Genomic DNA, 18,940 nt, shown 5'->3' with positions numbered 1-18,940 from the left:
TTACTTTCCCCCTTGTCTTTTCAAAAATTCATTTGCAAGTTCCTCAAAAGCTTCAGCGCCTTTACACTTATCATCATAAAGCATTATTGGAAGCCCGAAACTTGGAGACTCTGCTAACCTAATATTTCTAGGGATAGTAGTATCATATACCTTTTCTTTAAAGTACTTTTTCACTTCATTTACCACTTCATTAGAAAGCTTTGTTCTTGCATCGTACATGCTCATTACAACTCCTTCAATTTCCAAGGATTTGTTTAAAGACTTCTTAATAAGCTGTACGGTATTAACTAACTGACTTACTCCTTCAAGTGCATAAAATTCACACTGAATTGGTATAAGAACAGAATGAGCCGCTGTTAATGCATTAATAGTTAGTATACCTAATGATGGAGGGCAATCTATAAATATATAATCATATTCCTCACCAAGCTCTTCTAACTTTCTTTTAAAAATTGTTTCTCTGTTTTTAGTATTTATTAATTCTACTTCTGCCGCTGCAAGTTGCATGGTTGAGGGTGCTATATAAAAGTTCTCTACAACCTCGCATTTTCTTATGACTTCCTTTAGCGGTGTATCCGATGTGAGCACATCATACATAGATGAATCTAAGGTTCTTTTATCGAATCCTAACCCACTAGTAGTGTTCCCTTGAGGGTCAATGTCAATAGCCAAAACCCTATATCCATTCATAGCAAGATATGAACATAAATTAATATTGGTAGTAGTTTTACCTACTCCTCCTTTTTGATTAAAAACGCATATTACCTTCACAACCCTAACCCCCAATCATATTTTAAACTTTTATAGAATGCTTAGTATTATGCTAAGTATATAGCTTTTTACATTCTACTTAATATAAGTTGCTTTAGATATTATTATATAAAACTACTACTGCAACTTTCATATATAGTTTATATTAATTTGAATTGTATAAACTGTTCATCCTTAAGTTAGTATCTAAAATATAAAAAGGGTTAATGGATGCCCTCTTTTACTACTAAAATTAATATAATTATAGTTTATATTAATTATTATATCTTTTTAATAAAATTTATTAAAGTACTTATTATATAATATTACAAAAATTTATTTTAAAAGATAATAAAAGACATATGTTTCACATGAAACATATGTCTTTTCCTTATTTTTTTTGAATTGTAATAGTAACTTCAATACTATCTTCTAATTCTTTTGATCTATATTTAGCATCAATTCCATATTTATCGAACACTTGTTTTACAGTATTTACATATATTGCTGCATTGAAAATTCCTTTTATTCTTTTTTTTCCATCTGCAGCCACTTCTCCATTAGCTAGCTTTAAAAGTTCTTTTTCAATTAAGTCTTCAGTGTTTTTTACATTTAAAGACCTTTCAATTACCTTTTCTAGTACCTCTTTTTGTAGTTCTACTGTAGGTAACTTTAATAATGCTCTTGCATGACGCTCAGTTAGTTTATTTTCAATTATTGTATTTGTTATATCGGGTTGTAATTTTAAAATTCTTAACTTATTAGCAATAGTAGATTGCTTTTTTCCAATAGTTTGAGCTAATTGCTCTTGAGTATAAGAATGATCTTGAATTAAATTATAATAAGCTAAGGCTTCCTCATAAAAATTTAAATCTTCTCTTTGTAAATTTTCTAAAAGTGCAATGGCAGCTGAATCCTTATCACTTATATCTACAATTATTGCAGGAACTTCAGATAAACCAGCAAGTTTTGCCGCTCTAAGTCTCCTTTCTCCTGCTACAAGCTCATAATTATTCTCATCAAGTTTTCTAACTGTAAGTGGTTGAATTATACCATAAACCTTAATGGATTGAGCAAGTTCCTCTATAGTGTTGTCATTAAATACTTTTCTAGGTTGATAAGTATTTGGAGCTATTAACTCTGTAGATATAAAATTAACATTTTTTTCCATAATGTACCATCCCTCTGTATATTTCCTTATATTTACAATTCTATATAAACTTCAAAATCCCTTCTTTTTTCTTATAATTTAACAAATATTATTTTACATTATTTTAGAGGATTTTTAGTTACCATTCCAGCTTTTCGCGGATATTTCTTAGGAGTATCCTTAATCTTCTTAATTACGACTAAATTGTGATTTAAGTCACTTCCTTCAATATCCACTTTTAGAATTCTTTCTACTTCTCCACCTAGTAACTTTATAGCATTTTTCGCGTCCTTCATCTCTTCATCTATAGCTGGACCCTTCAAGGCCACAAAATATCCTCCAACCTTTACATAAGGTAAGCAGAATTCACTAAGTACTGCTAAATTTGCTACCGCACGAGAAACTGCCGCATCAAATTTTTCTCTATATTTTATTTCTTGTGCAAAGTCTTCTGCTCTGCCATGTATGGTATCTATATTTTCTAGACCTAATTCTCTAATAACTTCATTTAAGAAGTTTATTCTTTTATTTAATGAATCCAAAAGTACAATTTTAGAAGCTGGATTAATTATCTTCATAGGTATTCCCGGAAATCCCCCTCCAGTTCCTATATCGATAATTTTCTTTGCATTCTTAAGCTCTTCACACTTAAAAACCTTAATTGAGTCAATAAAATGTTTTTGAATTATTTCATCATCTTCTGTAATAGCTGTTAAATTAATTTTCTCGTTCCATTCTTTAATAAGCTCTTTATATTTGATAAACTTATTGTATTTATCTTCATTAAGCTCTAATCCCTCATTATTACTAGCTTCATTTAAAATATCATAATACTTCATAAATACCTCCAAAGCGGCCTACTCACTCTTCTCTTTATTATTCTCATTAATAATTCTATTTCTTTGCTCTAAGTATATAAGAAGAACCGAAATATCTGCAGGAGAAACCCCTGAAATTCTAGATGCTTGCCCTATACTAATTGGTCTAATATTATGTAGTTTTTGGATTGCTTCTATTCTTAAACCTTTAATCTGATTATAGTCTAAGTCTTCAGGTATGATTTTTTCCTCATACTTTTTAAATTGATTAATTTGTTCAAGCTGTTTTGTTATATAACCCTCGTATTTTGATGTTATATTAACTTGCTCTTTTACTGAATCATTAAGTTCTCTTCTCTCTGGGTCTAAATCTGCTACACTATAATAATCTAACTCTGAACGCTTAATAAGTTCATATAGGCTTATTGGTTTTCTTAGTGCCACAGAACCCTTGCTTTCTAAAAATTCATTTACTTCTTTTTTGTTTGTTATTTGTAGAGCTTTTATTCTGCTAAGTTCTTTATCTATTGCTTCCTTCTTCTCTATAAATCTCTTATATCTTTCCTCTGTAACAAGTCCAACCTCATATCCAACCTCAGTTAATCTTAAATCAGCATTATCCTGTCTTAAAAGCAATCTATACTCTGATCGGGAGGTCATCATTCTATAAGGCTCATTAGTGCCTTTAGTAACCAAATCATCAACTAAAACACCAATATATGCATCAGATCTACTTAAAATTAAAGGTTCTTTATTCTGAAGTTTAAGAGCCGCATTTATTCCAGCTAATATTCCTTGTCCAGCAGCTTCTTCATATCCTGAACTTCCATTTACCTGACCTGCTGAAAAGAAACCTTCAATATGTTTAAATTCTAAGGATAGTTTTAATTGAGTTGGATCAATACAGTCGTACTCTATAGCATAAGCTGTTCTCATCATCTCTACATTTTCAAGGCCAGGAATTGTTTTAAGCATCTCAATTTGAACATCTTCTGGAAGAGAACTACTCATTCCCTGAAGATATAATTCTTCAGTATACTCTCCTTCTGGCTCAACAAATAACTGATGTCTTTCCTTATCCCTAAATCTCATTACTTTATCCTCTATGGAAGGACAATATCTTGGTCCTGTACTTTTTATAGAACCATTATATAAAGGAGATCGATGGATATTTTTCATTATAACCTCATGAGTATTTTCATTAGTGTAAGTTAAATAACATGATACTTGAGGTCTATCAATATTCTCACTAATAAAGGAAAAAGGTACTACTTTTTCATCACCTCTTTGCTCCTCCATCTTTGAAAAATCCACTGATCTTCTATTAATCCTAGCTGGTGTTCCTGTTTTAAATCTTCTTAAAGAAATTCCTAAGTCCTCTAAGGAACTTGAAAGCTCATTTGCAGGAAATAATCCGCTAGGTCCTTCATTTAAAGTTATTTCTCCAATAATAACCTGAGACTTTAAATATGTACCACTGGTTAAAATTACTGCCTTACAATTAAAATAAGCTCCATGCCTAGTGAGAACACCTTTAACTTTATTGTCTTCTACATCTATGCTTACAACTTCAAGCTGTTTTAAATATAAATTAGGCTCTTTTTCAATCACATGCTTCATTCTTTCAGAATACCTCTTTTTATCAGCTTGAGCTCTTAAAGAATGTACTGCTGGTCCCTTTGAGGTGTTTAGCATTCTCGATTGAATGTAAGTTTGGTCAATATTAATGCCCATCTCCCCACCTAATGCATCTATTTCCCTAACTAAATGGCCCTTAGCTGTTCCCCCGATATTAGGGTTACATGGCATAAACGCTACACTATCTAAATTTAAAGTACACATTAGAGTTTTACAGTTCATTCTAGCAGTAGCCAGAGCAGCTTCACATCCTGCATGACCTGCTCCAATTACAACTACATCGTAATCTCCAGCAAAATACTTCATAGAGTCACCTACTTTCCTAAACAAAATTCTTTAAATATTTTATCTATTATATTCTCCTCAAGAGAATCTCCAGTTATTTCACCCAAATAAGACCAAGCATTTCTAATATCTATAGAAGCTAAGTCTATGGCAAAAGTATTATTTAAAACCTCTATAGCACTAGCTATACTTTCATTAGCTCTAAATAAAGCTTCTTTATGACGGGTATTAGTTATAATAATATTGTTTGCGTTTATTTCACCTTTAAAAAATAATTCTTTAATTGCAGCTTTTACTTCCTTAATTCCTTCTCCAGTTTTAGCTGAAATATTAATCATATATTTAGGGTTAAGAACACTTAACTCTTCTTTATTTATTTTACCATCCAAATCAGATTTATTTAATAACACTATATATTTTTTATCTTTAATATATCCCATTATTTCCTTATCTTCTTCATCTAACTGCCTACTAGTATCTAATATTAGAAGTATTAAATCAGCTTCATCTATTTTTTCTTTTGATTTTTCAACCCCAATTTTTTCTACTACATCTTCTGTTTCCCTAATACCTGCAGTATCAATTATTTTTATTGGAACTCCAGAAATGTTTATGTATTCTTCGATTACATCTCTTGTAGTACCTGGAACATCTGTTACTATAGCTCTATTCTCTTTTGTTAGAGCATTTAATAAGGAAGATTTACCTACATTAGGCTTTCCAACTATTACTGTACTTAATCCTTCTCTTAGTATCTTACCTTCTTCTGAGGTGTGAATAAGCTCTTCTATTTCACTCTTAATTTCTGATAATTGATTAGCAGCCATTTCTGCAGTAACTTCTTCTAAGTCATCCTCTGGGTAGTCTACAGTAGCTTCAATATGAGCTATGGTGGAAAGTAACGTTTCCCTAAGCCTTCTAATTTCCTTGGATACTCCACCCTCACTTTGTATAAGTGCTGATTTCATACTAAGATCTGTTTTAGCTCTGATAATATCAATAACAGCCTCTGCTTGAGATAAATCTATTCTTCCATTTAAAAATGCTCTCTTAGTAAATTCTCCTGGCTCTGCTAATCTAGCTCCATTTTTAATTACTTGTTCTAAAATCTTATTTGTAGCTACTACTCCACCATGGCAGTTAATTTCAATTGTATCCTCTGCTGTAAAACTTCTTGGACCTTTCATAAAGGATACTATAACCTCATCGATATGTTCATTGTTTTCATCGACAATATATCCATATCTCATTGTATAAGTTTTAATATGTTCAATACTTTTATTATTTTTTCCTCTAAAAATCTTTGAAACAATTGATAATGCCTTATCTCCTGATACCCTAATAATAGCAATGCCACCTTCTCCTAAGCTAGTTGCTATAGCCGCAATAGTATCAAAATCCTTCATTGTTATCACTCCTATTTGTGAAAATATCTATACTGTAGTTATATCTCTTTATTGCTTAAGTCCATAAGATTAAGTTAAAATAATTATGCTAATTAATTTAAGCATTAATCACTCCCTTATTTTCATATACGGACATCTTATCAATAGGCTATAATGTGCATAAACACTATATATTCTTATAAAGATATATTGATATTTTTATATCTTTGTTTATTTATATATTTATATAAATATATCCTTATATTTTTTACATCTAAGTGAACTACATAGCTACTATTTATCTTTCATTTTATCTATATTTAAAACCTACTACACACTTAAATACTAGCTATTCATATTTTGTCCCTTATTTCCACTTATATCCTATAAGTTCCTTATAAAAATATAAATTAAACTAGCAATATGCATATTCATTGCTAGTTTGCTTTATACAAAACTTATTATAAATTATCCTTTTAACTATGTCATTAATTTATTGCATTCTTTCATAGGTAATAACCCATAATTAACCCAAATTTTCTTAACTTATTACTTTTATTATCCAAACATAATAAAAAGAAAGCCTTTAGGCTTTCTTTAATTCAATAACAACTCTTCTATAAGGTTCGTCACCCTCACTATATGTTTTAACATAAGGGTCATTCTGCAATGTAGAATGTATTACTCTTCTTTCATATGGATTCATAGGCTCTAATTTTAAAGTTTTTCCTCCAACTCTAACCTTATATGCCATTTTAGATGCAAGTTTCTTTAAAGTTTCTTGTCTATTGAATCTATAATTCTCTGTATCTAGAATTACTCTCTTATATTCAATGTTATGGTCTTTATTTACAACCAAACTTACTAAATATTGAAGAGAATCTAGTGTTTCTCCTCTATAGCCTATTAAAATCCCCATATTAGGACCAACTAAGTTAATTTTTATATCATTGTTTTCTTCTTTGACCTTTATTTCGGCCTTAATCTTCATAGAATTTAAAACTTCTCTTAAAAAATTATGAGCTTCAGAAATATAATCTCTCTTAACAGTGACTCTAACTTTAGCTGGTTTAACACCAATTATATTTAAAAATCCTTTGCTACCTTCTTCTAAAATCTCAATAGTAACTTTATCTTCAGTAACCTTTAACTCTGATAATGCATTTTTAATAGCATCTTCAGTAGTTTTCCCCATGCTTTCTATAGTTTTCATACCCTAGGCACCGCCTTTCCACTATTTAAATAGGCTATAAATTATAATACTTCTGGTTTTTTATATTCTTTTTTTAACAATAAATTTTGTAGTAATTGAATTCCATTATTAACAACCCAATAAAGTACTAATGCTCCAGCAAACTTAAAGGACATAAATGTGAAGAATATAGACATACCTATATTCATTGTTGAAGCTTGCTTAGCAGCAGCCTCATCTGCACTACCCTGCATTGATCTTGTAGAAAAATAGGTAGTTATCCCTGAAAGTATTGGTAATATATATAACGGATCTGATTTTGTTAAATCAGTAAGCCATAAAAATCCTGCTCCTTGATAGTCGATATGTTGAAATACATAAAAAAGGGCAATTAATATTGGAAATTGAATAAGCATAGGTAGACATCCACCCATTGGACTTACATCATTTTCTTTATAAATTTTCATAACCTCTTGTTGTGCTTTTTGAGGATCCTTCTTATATTTTTCTTGAATTTTCTTTACTTCTGGCTGAATAGCACTCATCTTTACTGTGGATTTAGTTTGTTTTAAACTTAATGGTAATAATAATACTCTTATGATAATAGTAAACACTATTATAGTCACACCAAAGGAAATGTCTGGATTTGCTATAATGCCTTCAATTAATTTATGAATGGCATTAAAAAATTGTATGAAAATACCAGATAAGAAATTTGTCAAAATTAAAACCCTCCTAATATTTTATTTTACTGGGTCATAACCACCCTTGTGATATGGATGGCATCTTAAAATTCTTTTCATTGCCATAAAACCACCTTTTATAGCTCCATATTTTTCTATTGCTTCTACTGCATACTCAGAACAAGTAGGCACATAAATGCAACAAGGTGCTTTCAGTGGCGATATGTACTTTCTATAAATTTTAATTACTTTTAGTAATATTTTTTTCAACATTATTAAGACCTGATTTCCTCAATAAGTCCCTTACTGAACTTTCTATTTCTTTATAACCTTTACTATTAGAAGCAGTTCTTGCAACAAAAACTAGATCATATCCTTGTCTCAATCCTTGTTTATTTAATCTGAAACTTTCACTTATTAACCTTTTCACTCTGCTTCTTACTACACTTTTACCTACTTTTTTACTTACGGAAATTCCTACTCTATTTATATTCTTGTTATTTCTAAAAATGTATAGTACTAATAGAGCATTTGAAAAAGACTTACCTCGTCTATATACTAATCTAAATTCAGGATTTTTTCTTAATCTATCTTCTTTCATTTTAAGTTGCGTCCTACTTTCTTAAGGTAACTTTTTAAGTTGCAGAAAAAGGCCACATCTGCGGCCCTTATGCTGTCAATCTTTTTCTTCCTTTAAGTCTTCTTCTTTTAAGAACGTTTCTTCCAGACTTAGTGCTCATTCTCTTTCTAAATCCATGTTCTTTTTTTCTTTGTTTCTTTTTAGGTTGGTATGTCATAAACATGTGCTCCACCCCCTTCTGTTTTTTCCTATATTTATAGCAATTTGTTATTACTATTTTATCGTTTTACTATTAGATTATATAGTCAAGGTTTGTTAATGTCAAGACACCTGTTGTGACAAATAATTGTTAGTTTTTACATAAATTTGTTGATAAAATATATAAGTTATATGATTTTTTGTGGATAACTTCTTGAATAGCTTTTTAAGTTTTGATATCATGTAATCATAACTGTTAATAACTTATACTATAAAAAGTTATGCACAGCTTGTTGATAATTCTGTGTATAACTTGTTTCTTTGTTGTATATTACTCATTTTCATTAAGATATTATGGACTAAAATCCTTGATTTTATGCAACTTAATAATGTTAGTAATAATTATTAGTACATATGTTAATAACTTTTTGCAATTATAGTTATCCATAAAATTATAAACATGTGAATAATTTTTTTGCCATTTGTCAACAACTCTAAATGTGTCATAAATTTGTTGATATTATTGTTTATTTGTTGTTAGTTTTATGTTAATATTTTTTTCTACTTATTTAAATAATTTTTTTCATAGAACGGGAGGATGTGAAATGAACACCCAGGTAAGAGAAATATGGGACAAAACCTTAAATACACTTAAGGGCGAGCTTACCGAAGTAAGTTTTAATACTTGGATAAAAAGCATCGAGCCAGTAGCAATAAGTGATACTACTATAAAATTAGGTGTTCCTAACAACTTTACAAAAGATATACTTGAAAATAGATATAAAGACTTAATAAAGAATTCTATACAAGCAGTATTCAATAAATCTTACAATATTGAGTTTTTCATTTTATCAGAAGAAGCTGTTGAATTGGAGCCTAATAAAAAGCCACATGAATCAAAACCTACATTAGTAGTTAATGATGAAATGTCTGCTACACTAAATCCAAAGTATACTTTTGATTCCTTCGTCATCGGTAATAGCAATCGATTTGCTCATGCTGCATCCCTTGCCGTTGCTGAATCTCCAGCCAAGGCCTATAATCCTTTATTTATTTATGGGGGAGTTGGACTTGGAAAGACTCACTTAATGCATGCCATAGGACATTATATTCAGAACATAAATCCAAAATCTAAAGTTGTTTACGTATCCTCAGAAAAATTTACAAATGAGCTTATTAACTCTATAAAAGACGATAAAAATGAAGAGTTTAGAAGTAAGTACAGAAATGTAGATGTACTATTAATAGATGATGTTCAATTTATTGCTGGGAAAGAGCGTACTCAAGAGGAGTTTTTCCATACTTTTAATACTTTACATGAGGCAAGTAAGCAAATAATTCTATCAAGTGACAGACCCCCAAAAGAAATTCATACATTAGAGGACAGGCTGCGTTCAAGATTTGAATGGGGACTTATTGCTGATATACAAGCACCAGATTTTGAGACTAGAATTGCAATACTAAAGAAAAAAGCCGATGTAGAAAATCTTAATGTACCAAATGAAGTAATGGTTTATATTGCAACTCATATAAAGTCTAATATTAGAGAATTAGAAGGTGCATTAATAAGAATAGTTGCTTATTCTTCACTAACTAATAAGGAAATAAGTGTAGAGTTAGCCTCTGAAGCACTTAAAGATATTATTTCCAATAAAAACGCAAAACAAATTACAATAGAACTAATTCAAGATATAGTTTCATCTTATTATGGACTAAAAATAGATGACTTTAAATCTTCAAGAAGAACTAGAAATGTAGCTTTTCCAAGGCAAATTGCCATGTACTTATCAAGAAAGCTTACAGATACCTCTTTGCCTAAGATTGGTGAAGAATTTGGTGGAAGAGATCACACTACAGTAATCCACGCTTATGAGAAAATCTCTCAAAGCCTAAAGAAGGACGACAGCCTTCAAGCTACTGTAGCAGAGCTTACTAAAAAAATTAGTCAAAAATAAAAATGCTTTAATTAACAACTGTTGATACATTTATAAATTAGCACTGTTAATAAAAAAGTTAATATATATGTCTTGTTAGCATTGTGGATAAATGTAAATTTTGCATAGGAATTTATCCACAATTATTTTTATACTAATTTTGTGTGTTTGTATTGGGTTGAGGCACTTATCCACAAACCCACAGCCCCTACTACTATTACTACTATTTTTTTATTATTATCTAGTCTATCTTTAAGAATTTTTTCATGTGTATAAAGGAGGATCTTTTTTATGAAATTTATTACTGAAAAGAGTTTATTACAAGATGCAATATCCACTGTACAAAAATCAATTACTGGAAAGTCTACAATGCCTATACTTCAAGGTATTTACATTTCAGCAAAAAATAATACACTTACACTAATAGGTTCAGATATAGATGTGAGTATTGAAACGAAAATAGAGGCAAATATTATAGAAGAAGGAGAAATTGTCCTAGATTCTAGACTTTTTGGAGAAATAGTTAGAAAACTACCTAATGCTCCAATAGAAGTTACTTCAATAGAAAATAATAATATTGAAATTATTTGCCAAAAATCTACTGTTCAACTAATACATATGAATGCAGATGAATATCCAAATTTACCAGTAGTTGATGAGGATGTAGTGTTATCAATATCTCAAAGAAACCTAAAGAATATGATAAAATCAACTATTTTTGCTATTTCTCAGGATGATACTAGGCCGATACTTACAGGAGTCTTGTTTGAAATAAAAGAAAAGAGATTAAATTTAGTTGCTCTTGATGGATATAGAGTAGCTTTTAGAAGCGAAAGCATAGATTGTGATAACAATAGAGAGGCTGTTATTCCAGGAAAAACCTTAAATGAAATCTCTAAAATACTAAATGATAGTGATGATGAGGTTCAAATTACCTTTACTAGTAATCAAATCTTATTCAACTTTGGGAATACTAAAGTTATTTCTAGACTTTTAGAAGGAGAATTCATTAAATATAGCTCAATTATTCCTCAAGAGTATAAACTCAGATTAGCAGTGAGAAGAGAAGATATACTAAGCTGTGTTGAAAGAGCATCCCTAATGGCTAAGGATGGAAACACAAATCTTGTAAAGTTAGATATTGAAGATGATGTAATGGTTGTTACTTCTAATTCTCAATTGGGAAAAGCAAGAGAAGAGGTAAGTATAAACTTGCAAGGTGAGGGAATAAAAATTGCATTTAACTCGAAATACCTTATTGATGTATTTAAAATTATGGAAGAAGACGAGATTATAATGGAACTTACATCTCCCGTAACTCCTTGCGTTGTTAAAAATAAAAATGAAGATAATAGCACTTATTTATTGTTACCAGTAAGGCTTTTAAATAATAATTAGGATGTGATTACATGGTAGAGGTTGAAATAAAAACTGAATTTATAAAACTAGATTCTTTTTTGAAGTTTACAGGAGCTGCCACTTTAGGATCGGAAGCTAAATTTTATATACAAAATGGTGATGTTAAAGTAAATGGTAACACTGAGACTCAAAGGGGAAAAAAGTTATATAAAGGTGATGAAATAGAATTTCAAGGTGAAACCTATAAAGTAAAATAAGAATTAAAGGGGCTGCAAGGTAACAGCCTCTTTTAAATTTCATTGTACTTTAGGATTTTTAAGAAATTAAATGAATATAATATAAATAATTTGAAACTTAAATTTGTTGTAGTAAAATAGTACATGTAGCTAAATATAGTTATTTTCCACAAATTTGCACACTTGACTAATATATTATGATATAATTTTAATAGGTGTTTTTATGTATGTTAAATATTTGAATTTGATAAATTTTAGAAATTATAAAGAATTAAATCTTGAATTTTGTAATGGAACAAATGTATTTGTAGGAGATAATGCTCAAGGAAAAACAAATATCTTAGAAGCACTTTATTACACAAGTATTGGAAAGTCTCATAGAACAAATAAAGATAAAGAGCTTATAAAATGGAATGAAGAAGAGGCGTATATTAAAACATATATAGCCAAAGAGAGACTAGATAAAAAAATTCAAATTAAAATTTTCAAAGAGGGAAAAAAGGGGATTAATATAAATTCAATTAAAATAACTAAGCTTCAAGAACTAGTTGGAGTGTTAAATGTGGTTATGTTCTCCCCAGAGGATTTAAGTATAATAAAAGATTCACCTTCCCATAGAAGAAAATTTTTGGATATAGAGCTCTGTAAGTTAAATTCAAGGTATTATTATAGTTTATCTATGTATAAAAAAGTTCTTAATGAGAGAAATATGGTACTTAAAAGGTATAATAGCAATCCAGACATGCTAGACATATATGATGTTCAACTTTCTGAGTTAGGTGCTTATATAGTTAGAGAGCGATTAAGCTATATTAAAATGCTAAATCACCATGGAAGTGGCATACATAAGGAGATTACTCAAAATAAAGAGAGTATAGAATTTAAATATATAACAGCTTTAAAGTTAGTGGAAGATGTTAAAGGTGAAATTTATAGCTCATTAGTTAATAATAGAAAAAGAGATATTGAAAGAAAAGTTACTTCTGTGGGTCCACATAGAGACGATTTATCTATTTTTATAAATGGAATGGATGTAAAGATATTTGGTTCTCAGGGACAGCAAAGAACCTCTGTGCTTTCAATTAAGTTTGCGTCACTTTATATTATTAAGGAGCTCACTGGTGAATATCCTCTTCTTCTTTTAGATGATGTATTGTCTGAACTTGATACAAAAAGGCAAGAATATATATTAAGTTCAATTAAAAATGTACAGACTTTAATTACCTGTACGGGCTTTAATGATATTAAGGGAAATTTAAAGAGTGAAGTATTTAAGATATTTAAAGTTAATAATGGTACCATAGAAGAAGGATAAACTAAGGAGGGTTACAATGTTTCTGCATTTAGGTGAAAATGTAGTGGTTCCTGTTAAAGATGTTATAGGAATTTTTGATATAGAAGCCACTATGTATAGTCCAGATACAAGTCAGTTTTTAAGAATGGCAGAAGAAGATGGGTTTGTGGAGAGAATCACAAAGGATAAACCTAAATCCTTCGTAATAGCAGAGGTTGATAAAAAGAGTAAAATATATCTTTCACCAATCTCTTCAACTACTTTAAGCAAAAGAACAGATATTGCATATTGTGAGCTTTAGGTATCTTTAAAATAACTAGTAAGATTATAGAGTATTTTGGCATTAAACTAGGTTAACAGGACTAACTAGTAGTACAACTACTAAATAGGATTATTTACTTACAGAACAATTAATTTTGTTAATGCAAAATATCTATTGAATACTTCAGGTGTTATTTTAGGTACCTTAGTTTAAGTTAGGAGGATAGCAATGAGTAATAAAGAAGTTTATGATGAGAGTCAGATACAGGTGCTTGAAGGTCTTGAGGCGGTAAGAAAAAGGCCAGGGATGTATATTGGTAGCACCAGCCTAAGAGGACTTCATCACCTAGTATATGAAATAGTTGATAATAGTATAGATGAAGCCTTACAAGGGTTCTGTGACCAAATAGATGTTGTAATACATGAAGATAACTCAATTACAGTAAGCGATAATGGAAGAGGAATGCCAGTAGGAATACATCCTAAAATGAATATTCCTACTATCGAAGTTATAATGACAGTTCTTCATGCTGGAGGAAAATTTGGTGGTGGAGGATACAAGGTATCTGGGGGACTTCATGGAGTAGGTGCATCTGTTGTAAATGCACTATCTGATTTATGTGAGGTTATTGTTAAAAGGGAAGGTCATATTTGGAAACAGGCCTTTTCAAGGGGAAAAACTATTTCTCCTTTTGAATGCCTTGGAGATACTGAAGAACATGGAACAACCACACATTTCAAACCAGATCCAGAAATTTTTGAGGAAATAGAATATGACTATGATACTTTATCTCAAAGATTAAGAGAACTTGCTTTTTTAAATAAGGGAATTAAAATCAATATAAGTGATGAACGAAATGATAAAAAACAAAACTTTCATTATGAGGGTGGAATAAAATCTTTTGTTGAGTACCTAAACAGGAACAAAGGAAAAGTTCATAGTGAACCAGTGTACGTAGAAGGAATAAAAGATTCTACTTCAGTAGAAATTGCTCTACAGTACAATGATACTTACATTGAAAATTTATTTTCCTTTGCAAACAATATAGACACAGTAGAAGGTGGAACTCACCTAGTTGGATTTAAAACGGCTTTAACTAGAGTTCTAAATGACTATGCTAAAAAGTTTGGATTCTTAAAAGAAAGCGATAAGAATCTATCTGGTGAAGATGTTAGAGAAGGATTGACAGCTGTAATTTCAGTAAAATTAACGGAACCACAATTTGAAGGACAGACAAAGACTAAACTAGGAAATAGTGAAGTTAGGGGTATAGTAGAGACTATAGTTGCAGACACTGTAAGCGCATTCTTGGAAGAAAACCCAGCTGTAGGTAAAAGTATTATTGAAAAGGGATTAAATGCAGCAAGAGCAAGAGAAGCTGCTAAGAAAGCTCGTGAGCTTACAAGAAGAAAGTCAGTTCTTGAAAGCACTACACTTCCAGGTAAACTTGCAGATTGCTCATCAAAGGATCCAGAGGAATGTGAAATTTACATTGTTGAGGGAGACTCTGCGGGAGGTTCTGCAAAGCAAGGAAGGGATAGAAAGTTTCAAGCTATACTTCCTTTAAGAGGAAAAATCATGAATATTGAAAAGCAAAGGCTGGATAAAATTTTAAATTCAGAGACTATAAGGTCTATGATTACAGCTTTTGGAGCGGGAATAGGTAAAGAATTTGATGTATCAAAACTAAGATATAACAGAATTATTATAATGACAGACGCGGATGTAGATGGAGCTCATATTAGGACCCTACTACTAACTTTCTTTTATCGTTATATGAGGGAGCTAGTAGAACAAGGTCATGTGTTTATTGCACAGCCACCGTTATATAAAGTAACAAAGGCGAAAAAGGACTATTATACCTATAGTGACTCAGAATTAGATAAGTTACTTATTGAACTAGGTGGTAAGGATAGTAATACTGATATTCAAAGATATAAAGGTCTTGGAGAAATGAATGCAACTCAGCTTTGGGATACTACAATGAATCCAGAGGTTAGAACATTGCTTCAAGTTACTGTAGAAGATGCTATGGCTGCAGATGAGATATTTACGATACTAATGGGAGATAAAGTTGAACCCCGTAGAGAATTTATACAAGAAAATGCTAAAAAGGTTGTGAATTTAGATATTTAACCTTTAGGAAATAAAGTGAGGGTGTAGTACATGAATAATGAACATAGGGTATTACCCGTTGATATAAGACATGAAATGAAAAAATCTTATATAGACTATGCTATGAGTGTTATAGTAGGTCGTGCTTTACCAGACGTTAGAGATGGTTTAAAACCTGTTCATAGAAGAATATTGTTTTCCATGCATGAACTTGGAATAACACCAGAAAAAAGCTATAGAAAATGTGCCAGAATCGTCGGAGACGTTTTAGGTAAGTATCACCCACATGGTGATAGTTCAGTATACGATGCTCTTGTTAGAATGGCACAGGATTTCTCTATAAGATATACACTAGTAGATGGCCATGGTAACTTTGGTTCTGTTGATGGAGACTCTGCAGCAGCTATGAGATACACAGAGGCAAAAATGAGTAAAATCACAACTCAAATGCTTCGTGACATCAATAAAGAGACTGTAGATTTCGGGCCAAACTTTGATGGAGAGGAAAAAGAGCCGTTAGTGCTACCATCAAGATTTCCAAACCTTTTAGTTAATGGTTCATCAGGAATAGCTGTTGGTATGGCAACAAATATTCCTCCACATAACTTAGGTGAAGTTATAGATGGAGTAATAATGCTTATAGAAAACAGTGATGTAACAGTAAGTGATTTAATGACTAAAATAAAGGGACCAGATTTTCCTACAGCAGGTATAATCCTAGGTAGGGGAGGAATAAAAAGTGCTTATGAAACAGGGAGAGGAAAAATCCTTGTAAGATCTAAGTGTGAAATTGAAGAACATAACGGAAGAAACAGAATAATAGTTTCTGAAATTCCTTATCAAGTTAATAAGGCAAATCTAATAGAGCACATTGCAGAATTAGTTAAAGATAAGAAAATTGATGGAATCTCAGACCTTAGAGATGAATCTGATAGAGAAGGTATGAGAATTGTCATAGAGCTTAAGAGAGATGCCAATGCAAATATAACCCTAAATAGATTGTATAAGCATACAAAAATGCAGGATACTTTTGGTGTTATTATGCTTGCATTAGTGGATAATGAACCTCAAGTTTTAAACTTAAAACAAATGCTAGTTCATTACTTAAATCATCAGAAAGATGTTGTAAGAAGAAGGACTATATTTGAATTAGATAAAGCAGAGGCAAGAGCTCATATCTTAGAAGGTTTGAAAATAGCACTAGATCATATCGATGAAGTTATAGCTTTAATTAGAGGCTCAAAAACAACTCAAGAAGCTAAGGAAGGATTAATGAGTAAGTTCAACCTTTCTGAAAGACAATCTCAAGCAATCCTTGAAATGAGACTTCAAAGATTAACTGGTTTAGAGAGAGATAAAATAGAGCAAGAATATGCAGATATTTTAGAGACTATAAAGTATCTAAGATCAATTCTTGAAAATGAGGAAATTCTTTTAGGAATCATCAAAGATGAATTAATAGAAGTAAAAACTAGGTATGGTGATGAAAGAAGAACAGTTATTGAGAAAAGCTTAAATAGCTTAGAAGATGAAGACCTAATAGATGAGGAAGATGTAGTTATTACATTAACTCACACTGGATATATCAAGAGATTACCAGCAGATACTTATAATGCACAAAAAAGAGGAGGAAGAGGAATACAAGGTATTAATGCAAAGGAAAATGACTTTGTTGAACATGTATTAATAACTCCGACTTTAAATAGTATTCTATTCTTCACTAATAGAGGTAAATCTTATAAGCTTAAAGCTTATGAAATTCCAGAGGGTAGTAGAACATCTAAGGGAACTAATATAGTTAATATACTTCCTTTAGAAGCAGGAGAATCTATTCAAGCAGTTATATCTTTAAGAACCTTTGATAAAGATAATTATCTTGTAATGGGTACTAAAGAGGGGGTTGTTAAAAAGACTTCTCTTGATAAGTATGAACATATAAGAAAAAATGGATTAAATGCGATAAACCTTAGGGAAAATGACGAGCTTATTGGTGTAAGAATTACTACAGGAAATAGTGAAATAGTATTCGTAACTAAATGTGGATATTCTATACGCTTTAACGAAAAAGATGTTAGGGAAATGGGCAGGACGGCAACAGGCGTTAAAGCCATTACCTTAAGAGAAGATGATATTGCAGTTTCTATGATTATTGCAAAACCTAATGAAGAACTATTAGTAATTAGTGAAAAAGGTTTTGGAAAGAGAACTGATATTTCTGAGTACACTCTACAAAGAAGAGGTGGAAAGGGACTTAAAACTTATAAAGTTACTGAAAAAACTGGTAGACTTGTTGGAGCCAGAGTAGTTAGAGACTTAGATGAAATGATGCTTATAAACAGTGATGGAATAATTATTAGAATTAATGTAAGTGACATATCTACAACTAGTAGAAATGCTATGGGAGTTACTCTAATGAAAACTGGTGAGGATGTAAATATAGTTGCTATAGCTAAGATTAATTATACTGATGCAAAAGATGAAGAAATAGAACTAGAAGAATCTAAAAATAATTTAGAAGATAAATCAGATGTGGCATTAGAACTAGATAATGGTGAAGAATTTGAAGGTGAAGATGTTACAGAGGATTATTTAGCAGAGGATCTAGATGATATTGAAGAAGAAGTAAAAGATTTAGAAGATGAAATATAGTACAAAGTATAATATTTAAAATGAATAACAGCTTATAAATTCAAGAGACTAAGATAGAATAAGATCTATTTTAGTCTCTATTTTTATATAAACACAAAAATATCAAGCTAAACACTTCCAAGTGTATCAATAGTTGAAATAAAGAGGATTTTAAAGAAATTTATAGATATTATAATGGTATTTAAGCTACAAGAAACATTATACCAGCACTTAGGGTATTAATTATGATAAGATATGTCTTGTCCTTAAGAACGGACGAAAAACACTTAAAACTTATAATAACTTTTAAATTATTGATAGAAATATTAAAAATAAAAAAGTGTTGACAAAGGTTTTAAATGATGATAAGATATATAAGTCGCCAGATGGTGACAACGCTACAGTGTAGCGTAAAATTGGTCTTTGAAAATTA

Annotated in this window: 17 protein-coding genes; 7 read left to right on the top strand and 10 right to left on the bottom strand. The window is 30.6% G+C overall.

Annotated features, from left to right (window positions below; all coding sequences use genetic code 11):
* The 10 genes from B3040_RS02595 to rpmH all read right to left on the bottom strand — a co-directional run bounded on the left by B3040_RS02595 (position 1) and on the right by rpmH (position 8,704).
* The gene (locus B3040_RS02595) at positions 1-771 is read right to left on the bottom strand and encodes a ParA family protein (RefSeq protein WP_291569898.1); all 771 of its coding nucleotides are present in this window, start codon (positions 769-771) and stop codon (positions 1-3) included.
* Between the two features lie 370 nt (positions 772-1,141).
* Positions 1,142-1,921 carry a nucleoid occlusion protein gene (gene noc, locus B3040_RS02590; RefSeq protein ID WP_017415149.1) on the bottom strand — a complete coding sequence of 260 codons (780 nt, stop codon included), beginning with the start codon at positions 1,919-1,921 and terminating at the stop codon, positions 1,142-1,144.
* Positions 1,922-2,019: 98 nt separating this feature from the next.
* Positions 2,020-2,739, bottom strand: coding sequence for a 16S rRNA (guanine(527)-N(7))-methyltransferase RsmG (gene rsmG, locus B3040_RS02585; RefSeq protein ID WP_291569894.1), 720 nt, complete (start codon positions 2,737-2,739; stop codon positions 2,020-2,022).
* A gap of 18 nt (positions 2,740-2,757) precedes the next feature.
* Positions 2,758-4,662, bottom strand: coding sequence for a tRNA uridine-5-carboxymethylaminomethyl(34) synthesis enzyme MnmG (gene mnmG / locus B3040_RS02580; protein WP_291569892.1), 1,905 nt, complete (start codon positions 4,660-4,662; stop codon positions 2,758-2,760).
* Positions 4,663-4,670: 8 nt separating this feature from the next.
* Entirely contained in the window at positions 4,671-6,047 is a 1,377-nt protein-coding gene (mnmE, locus tag B3040_RS02575; RefSeq protein WP_291569889.1) for a tRNA uridine-5-carboxymethylaminomethyl(34) synthesis GTPase MnmE, read from the bottom strand.
* A 565-nt stretch (positions 6,048-6,612) separates the two neighbouring features.
* The gene (jag, locus tag B3040_RS02570) at positions 6,613-7,239 is read right to left on the bottom strand and encodes an RNA-binding cell elongation regulator Jag/EloR (RefSeq protein WP_291569886.1); all 627 of its coding nucleotides are present in this window, start codon (positions 7,237-7,239) and stop codon (positions 6,613-6,615) included.
* Positions 7,240-7,280: 41 nt separating this feature from the next.
* Positions 7,281-7,940: a membrane protein insertase YidC gene (gene yidC, locus B3040_RS02565; protein WP_291569884.1), complete on the bottom strand. Its 660-nt coding sequence runs from the start codon at positions 7,938-7,940 to the stop codon at positions 7,281-7,283.
* A gap of 21 nt (positions 7,941-7,961) precedes the next feature.
* A complete protein-coding gene (gene yidD, locus B3040_RS02560) occupies positions 7,962-8,174 on the bottom strand; it encodes a membrane protein insertion efficiency factor YidD (protein ID WP_017415155.1) in 213 nt (70 codons plus the stop codon).
* Positions 8,143-8,502: a ribonuclease P protein component gene (gene rnpA / locus B3040_RS02555; RefSeq protein ID WP_291569882.1), complete on the bottom strand. Its 360-nt coding sequence runs from the start codon at positions 8,500-8,502 to the stop codon at positions 8,143-8,145. The genes yidD and rnpA overlap by 32 nt, the downstream gene beginning before the upstream one ends.
* A 67-nt stretch (positions 8,503-8,569) precedes the next feature.
* Positions 8,570-8,704, bottom strand: a complete 135-nt coding sequence (gene rpmH, locus B3040_RS02550; RefSeq protein WP_017415157.1) for a 50S ribosomal protein L34 — start codon at positions 8,702-8,704, stop codon at positions 8,570-8,572.
* A 580-nt stretch (positions 8,705-9,284) separates the two neighbouring features.
* Between rpmH and dnaA the strand changes: the two genes are divergently transcribed.
* The 7 genes from dnaA (at position 9,285) to gyrA (ending at position 18,528) form a co-directional block, all read left to right on the top strand.
* Positions 9,285-10,634 carry a chromosomal replication initiator protein DnaA gene (gene dnaA / locus B3040_RS02545; RefSeq protein ID WP_291569880.1) on the top strand — a complete coding sequence of 450 codons (1,350 nt, stop codon included), beginning with the start codon at positions 9,285-9,287 and terminating at the stop codon, positions 10,632-10,634.
* Between the two features lie 270 nt (positions 10,635-10,904).
* The gene (gene dnaN, locus B3040_RS02540) at positions 10,905-12,011 is read left to right on the top strand and encodes a DNA polymerase III subunit beta (RefSeq protein WP_291569879.1); all 1,107 of its coding nucleotides are present in this window, start codon (positions 10,905-10,907) and stop codon (positions 12,009-12,011) included.
* An 11-nt stretch (positions 12,012-12,022) separates the two neighbouring features.
* Positions 12,023-12,229 carry a S4 domain-containing protein YaaA gene (gene yaaA / locus B3040_RS02535; RefSeq protein WP_291569876.1) on the top strand — a complete coding sequence of 69 codons (207 nt, stop codon included), beginning with the start codon at positions 12,023-12,025 and terminating at the stop codon, positions 12,227-12,229.
* A gap of 202 nt (positions 12,230-12,431) precedes the next feature.
* On the top strand, positions 12,432-13,523 hold the full coding sequence (gene recF / locus B3040_RS02530) for a DNA replication/repair protein RecF (RefSeq protein ID WP_291569874.1): 1,092 nt from the start codon (positions 12,432-12,434) through the stop codon (positions 13,521-13,523).
* A gap of 16 nt (positions 13,524-13,539) precedes the next feature.
* The gene (gene remB, locus B3040_RS02525; protein ID WP_017415162.1) at positions 13,540-13,803 is read left to right on the top strand and encodes an extracellular matrix regulator RemB; all 264 of its coding nucleotides are present in this window, start codon (positions 13,540-13,542) and stop codon (positions 13,801-13,803) included.
* A 189-nt stretch (positions 13,804-13,992) separates the two neighbouring features.
* The gene (gene gyrB / locus B3040_RS02520) at positions 13,993-15,900 is read left to right on the top strand and encodes a DNA topoisomerase (ATP-hydrolyzing) subunit B (RefSeq protein ID WP_291569869.1); all 1,908 of its coding nucleotides are present in this window, start codon (positions 13,993-13,995) and stop codon (positions 15,898-15,900) included.
* Between the two features lie 30 nt (positions 15,901-15,930).
* Positions 15,931-18,528, top strand: coding sequence for a DNA gyrase subunit A (gene gyrA, locus B3040_RS02515; protein WP_291569867.1), 2,598 nt, complete (start codon positions 15,931-15,933; stop codon positions 18,526-18,528).
* Positions 18,529-18,940 lie beyond the last annotated feature (412 nt).

It is taken from the genome of Clostridium sp. UBA4548 (genome assembly GCF_002387895.1).
In the GTDB taxonomy this organism is placed as follows: Bacteria; Bacillota; Clostridia; order Clostridiales; family Clostridiaceae; genus Clostridium_J.
The sequence above is the reverse complement of the archived record's forward strand: the minus strand, read 5'-3'. Positions and strand labels throughout refer to the sequence as shown.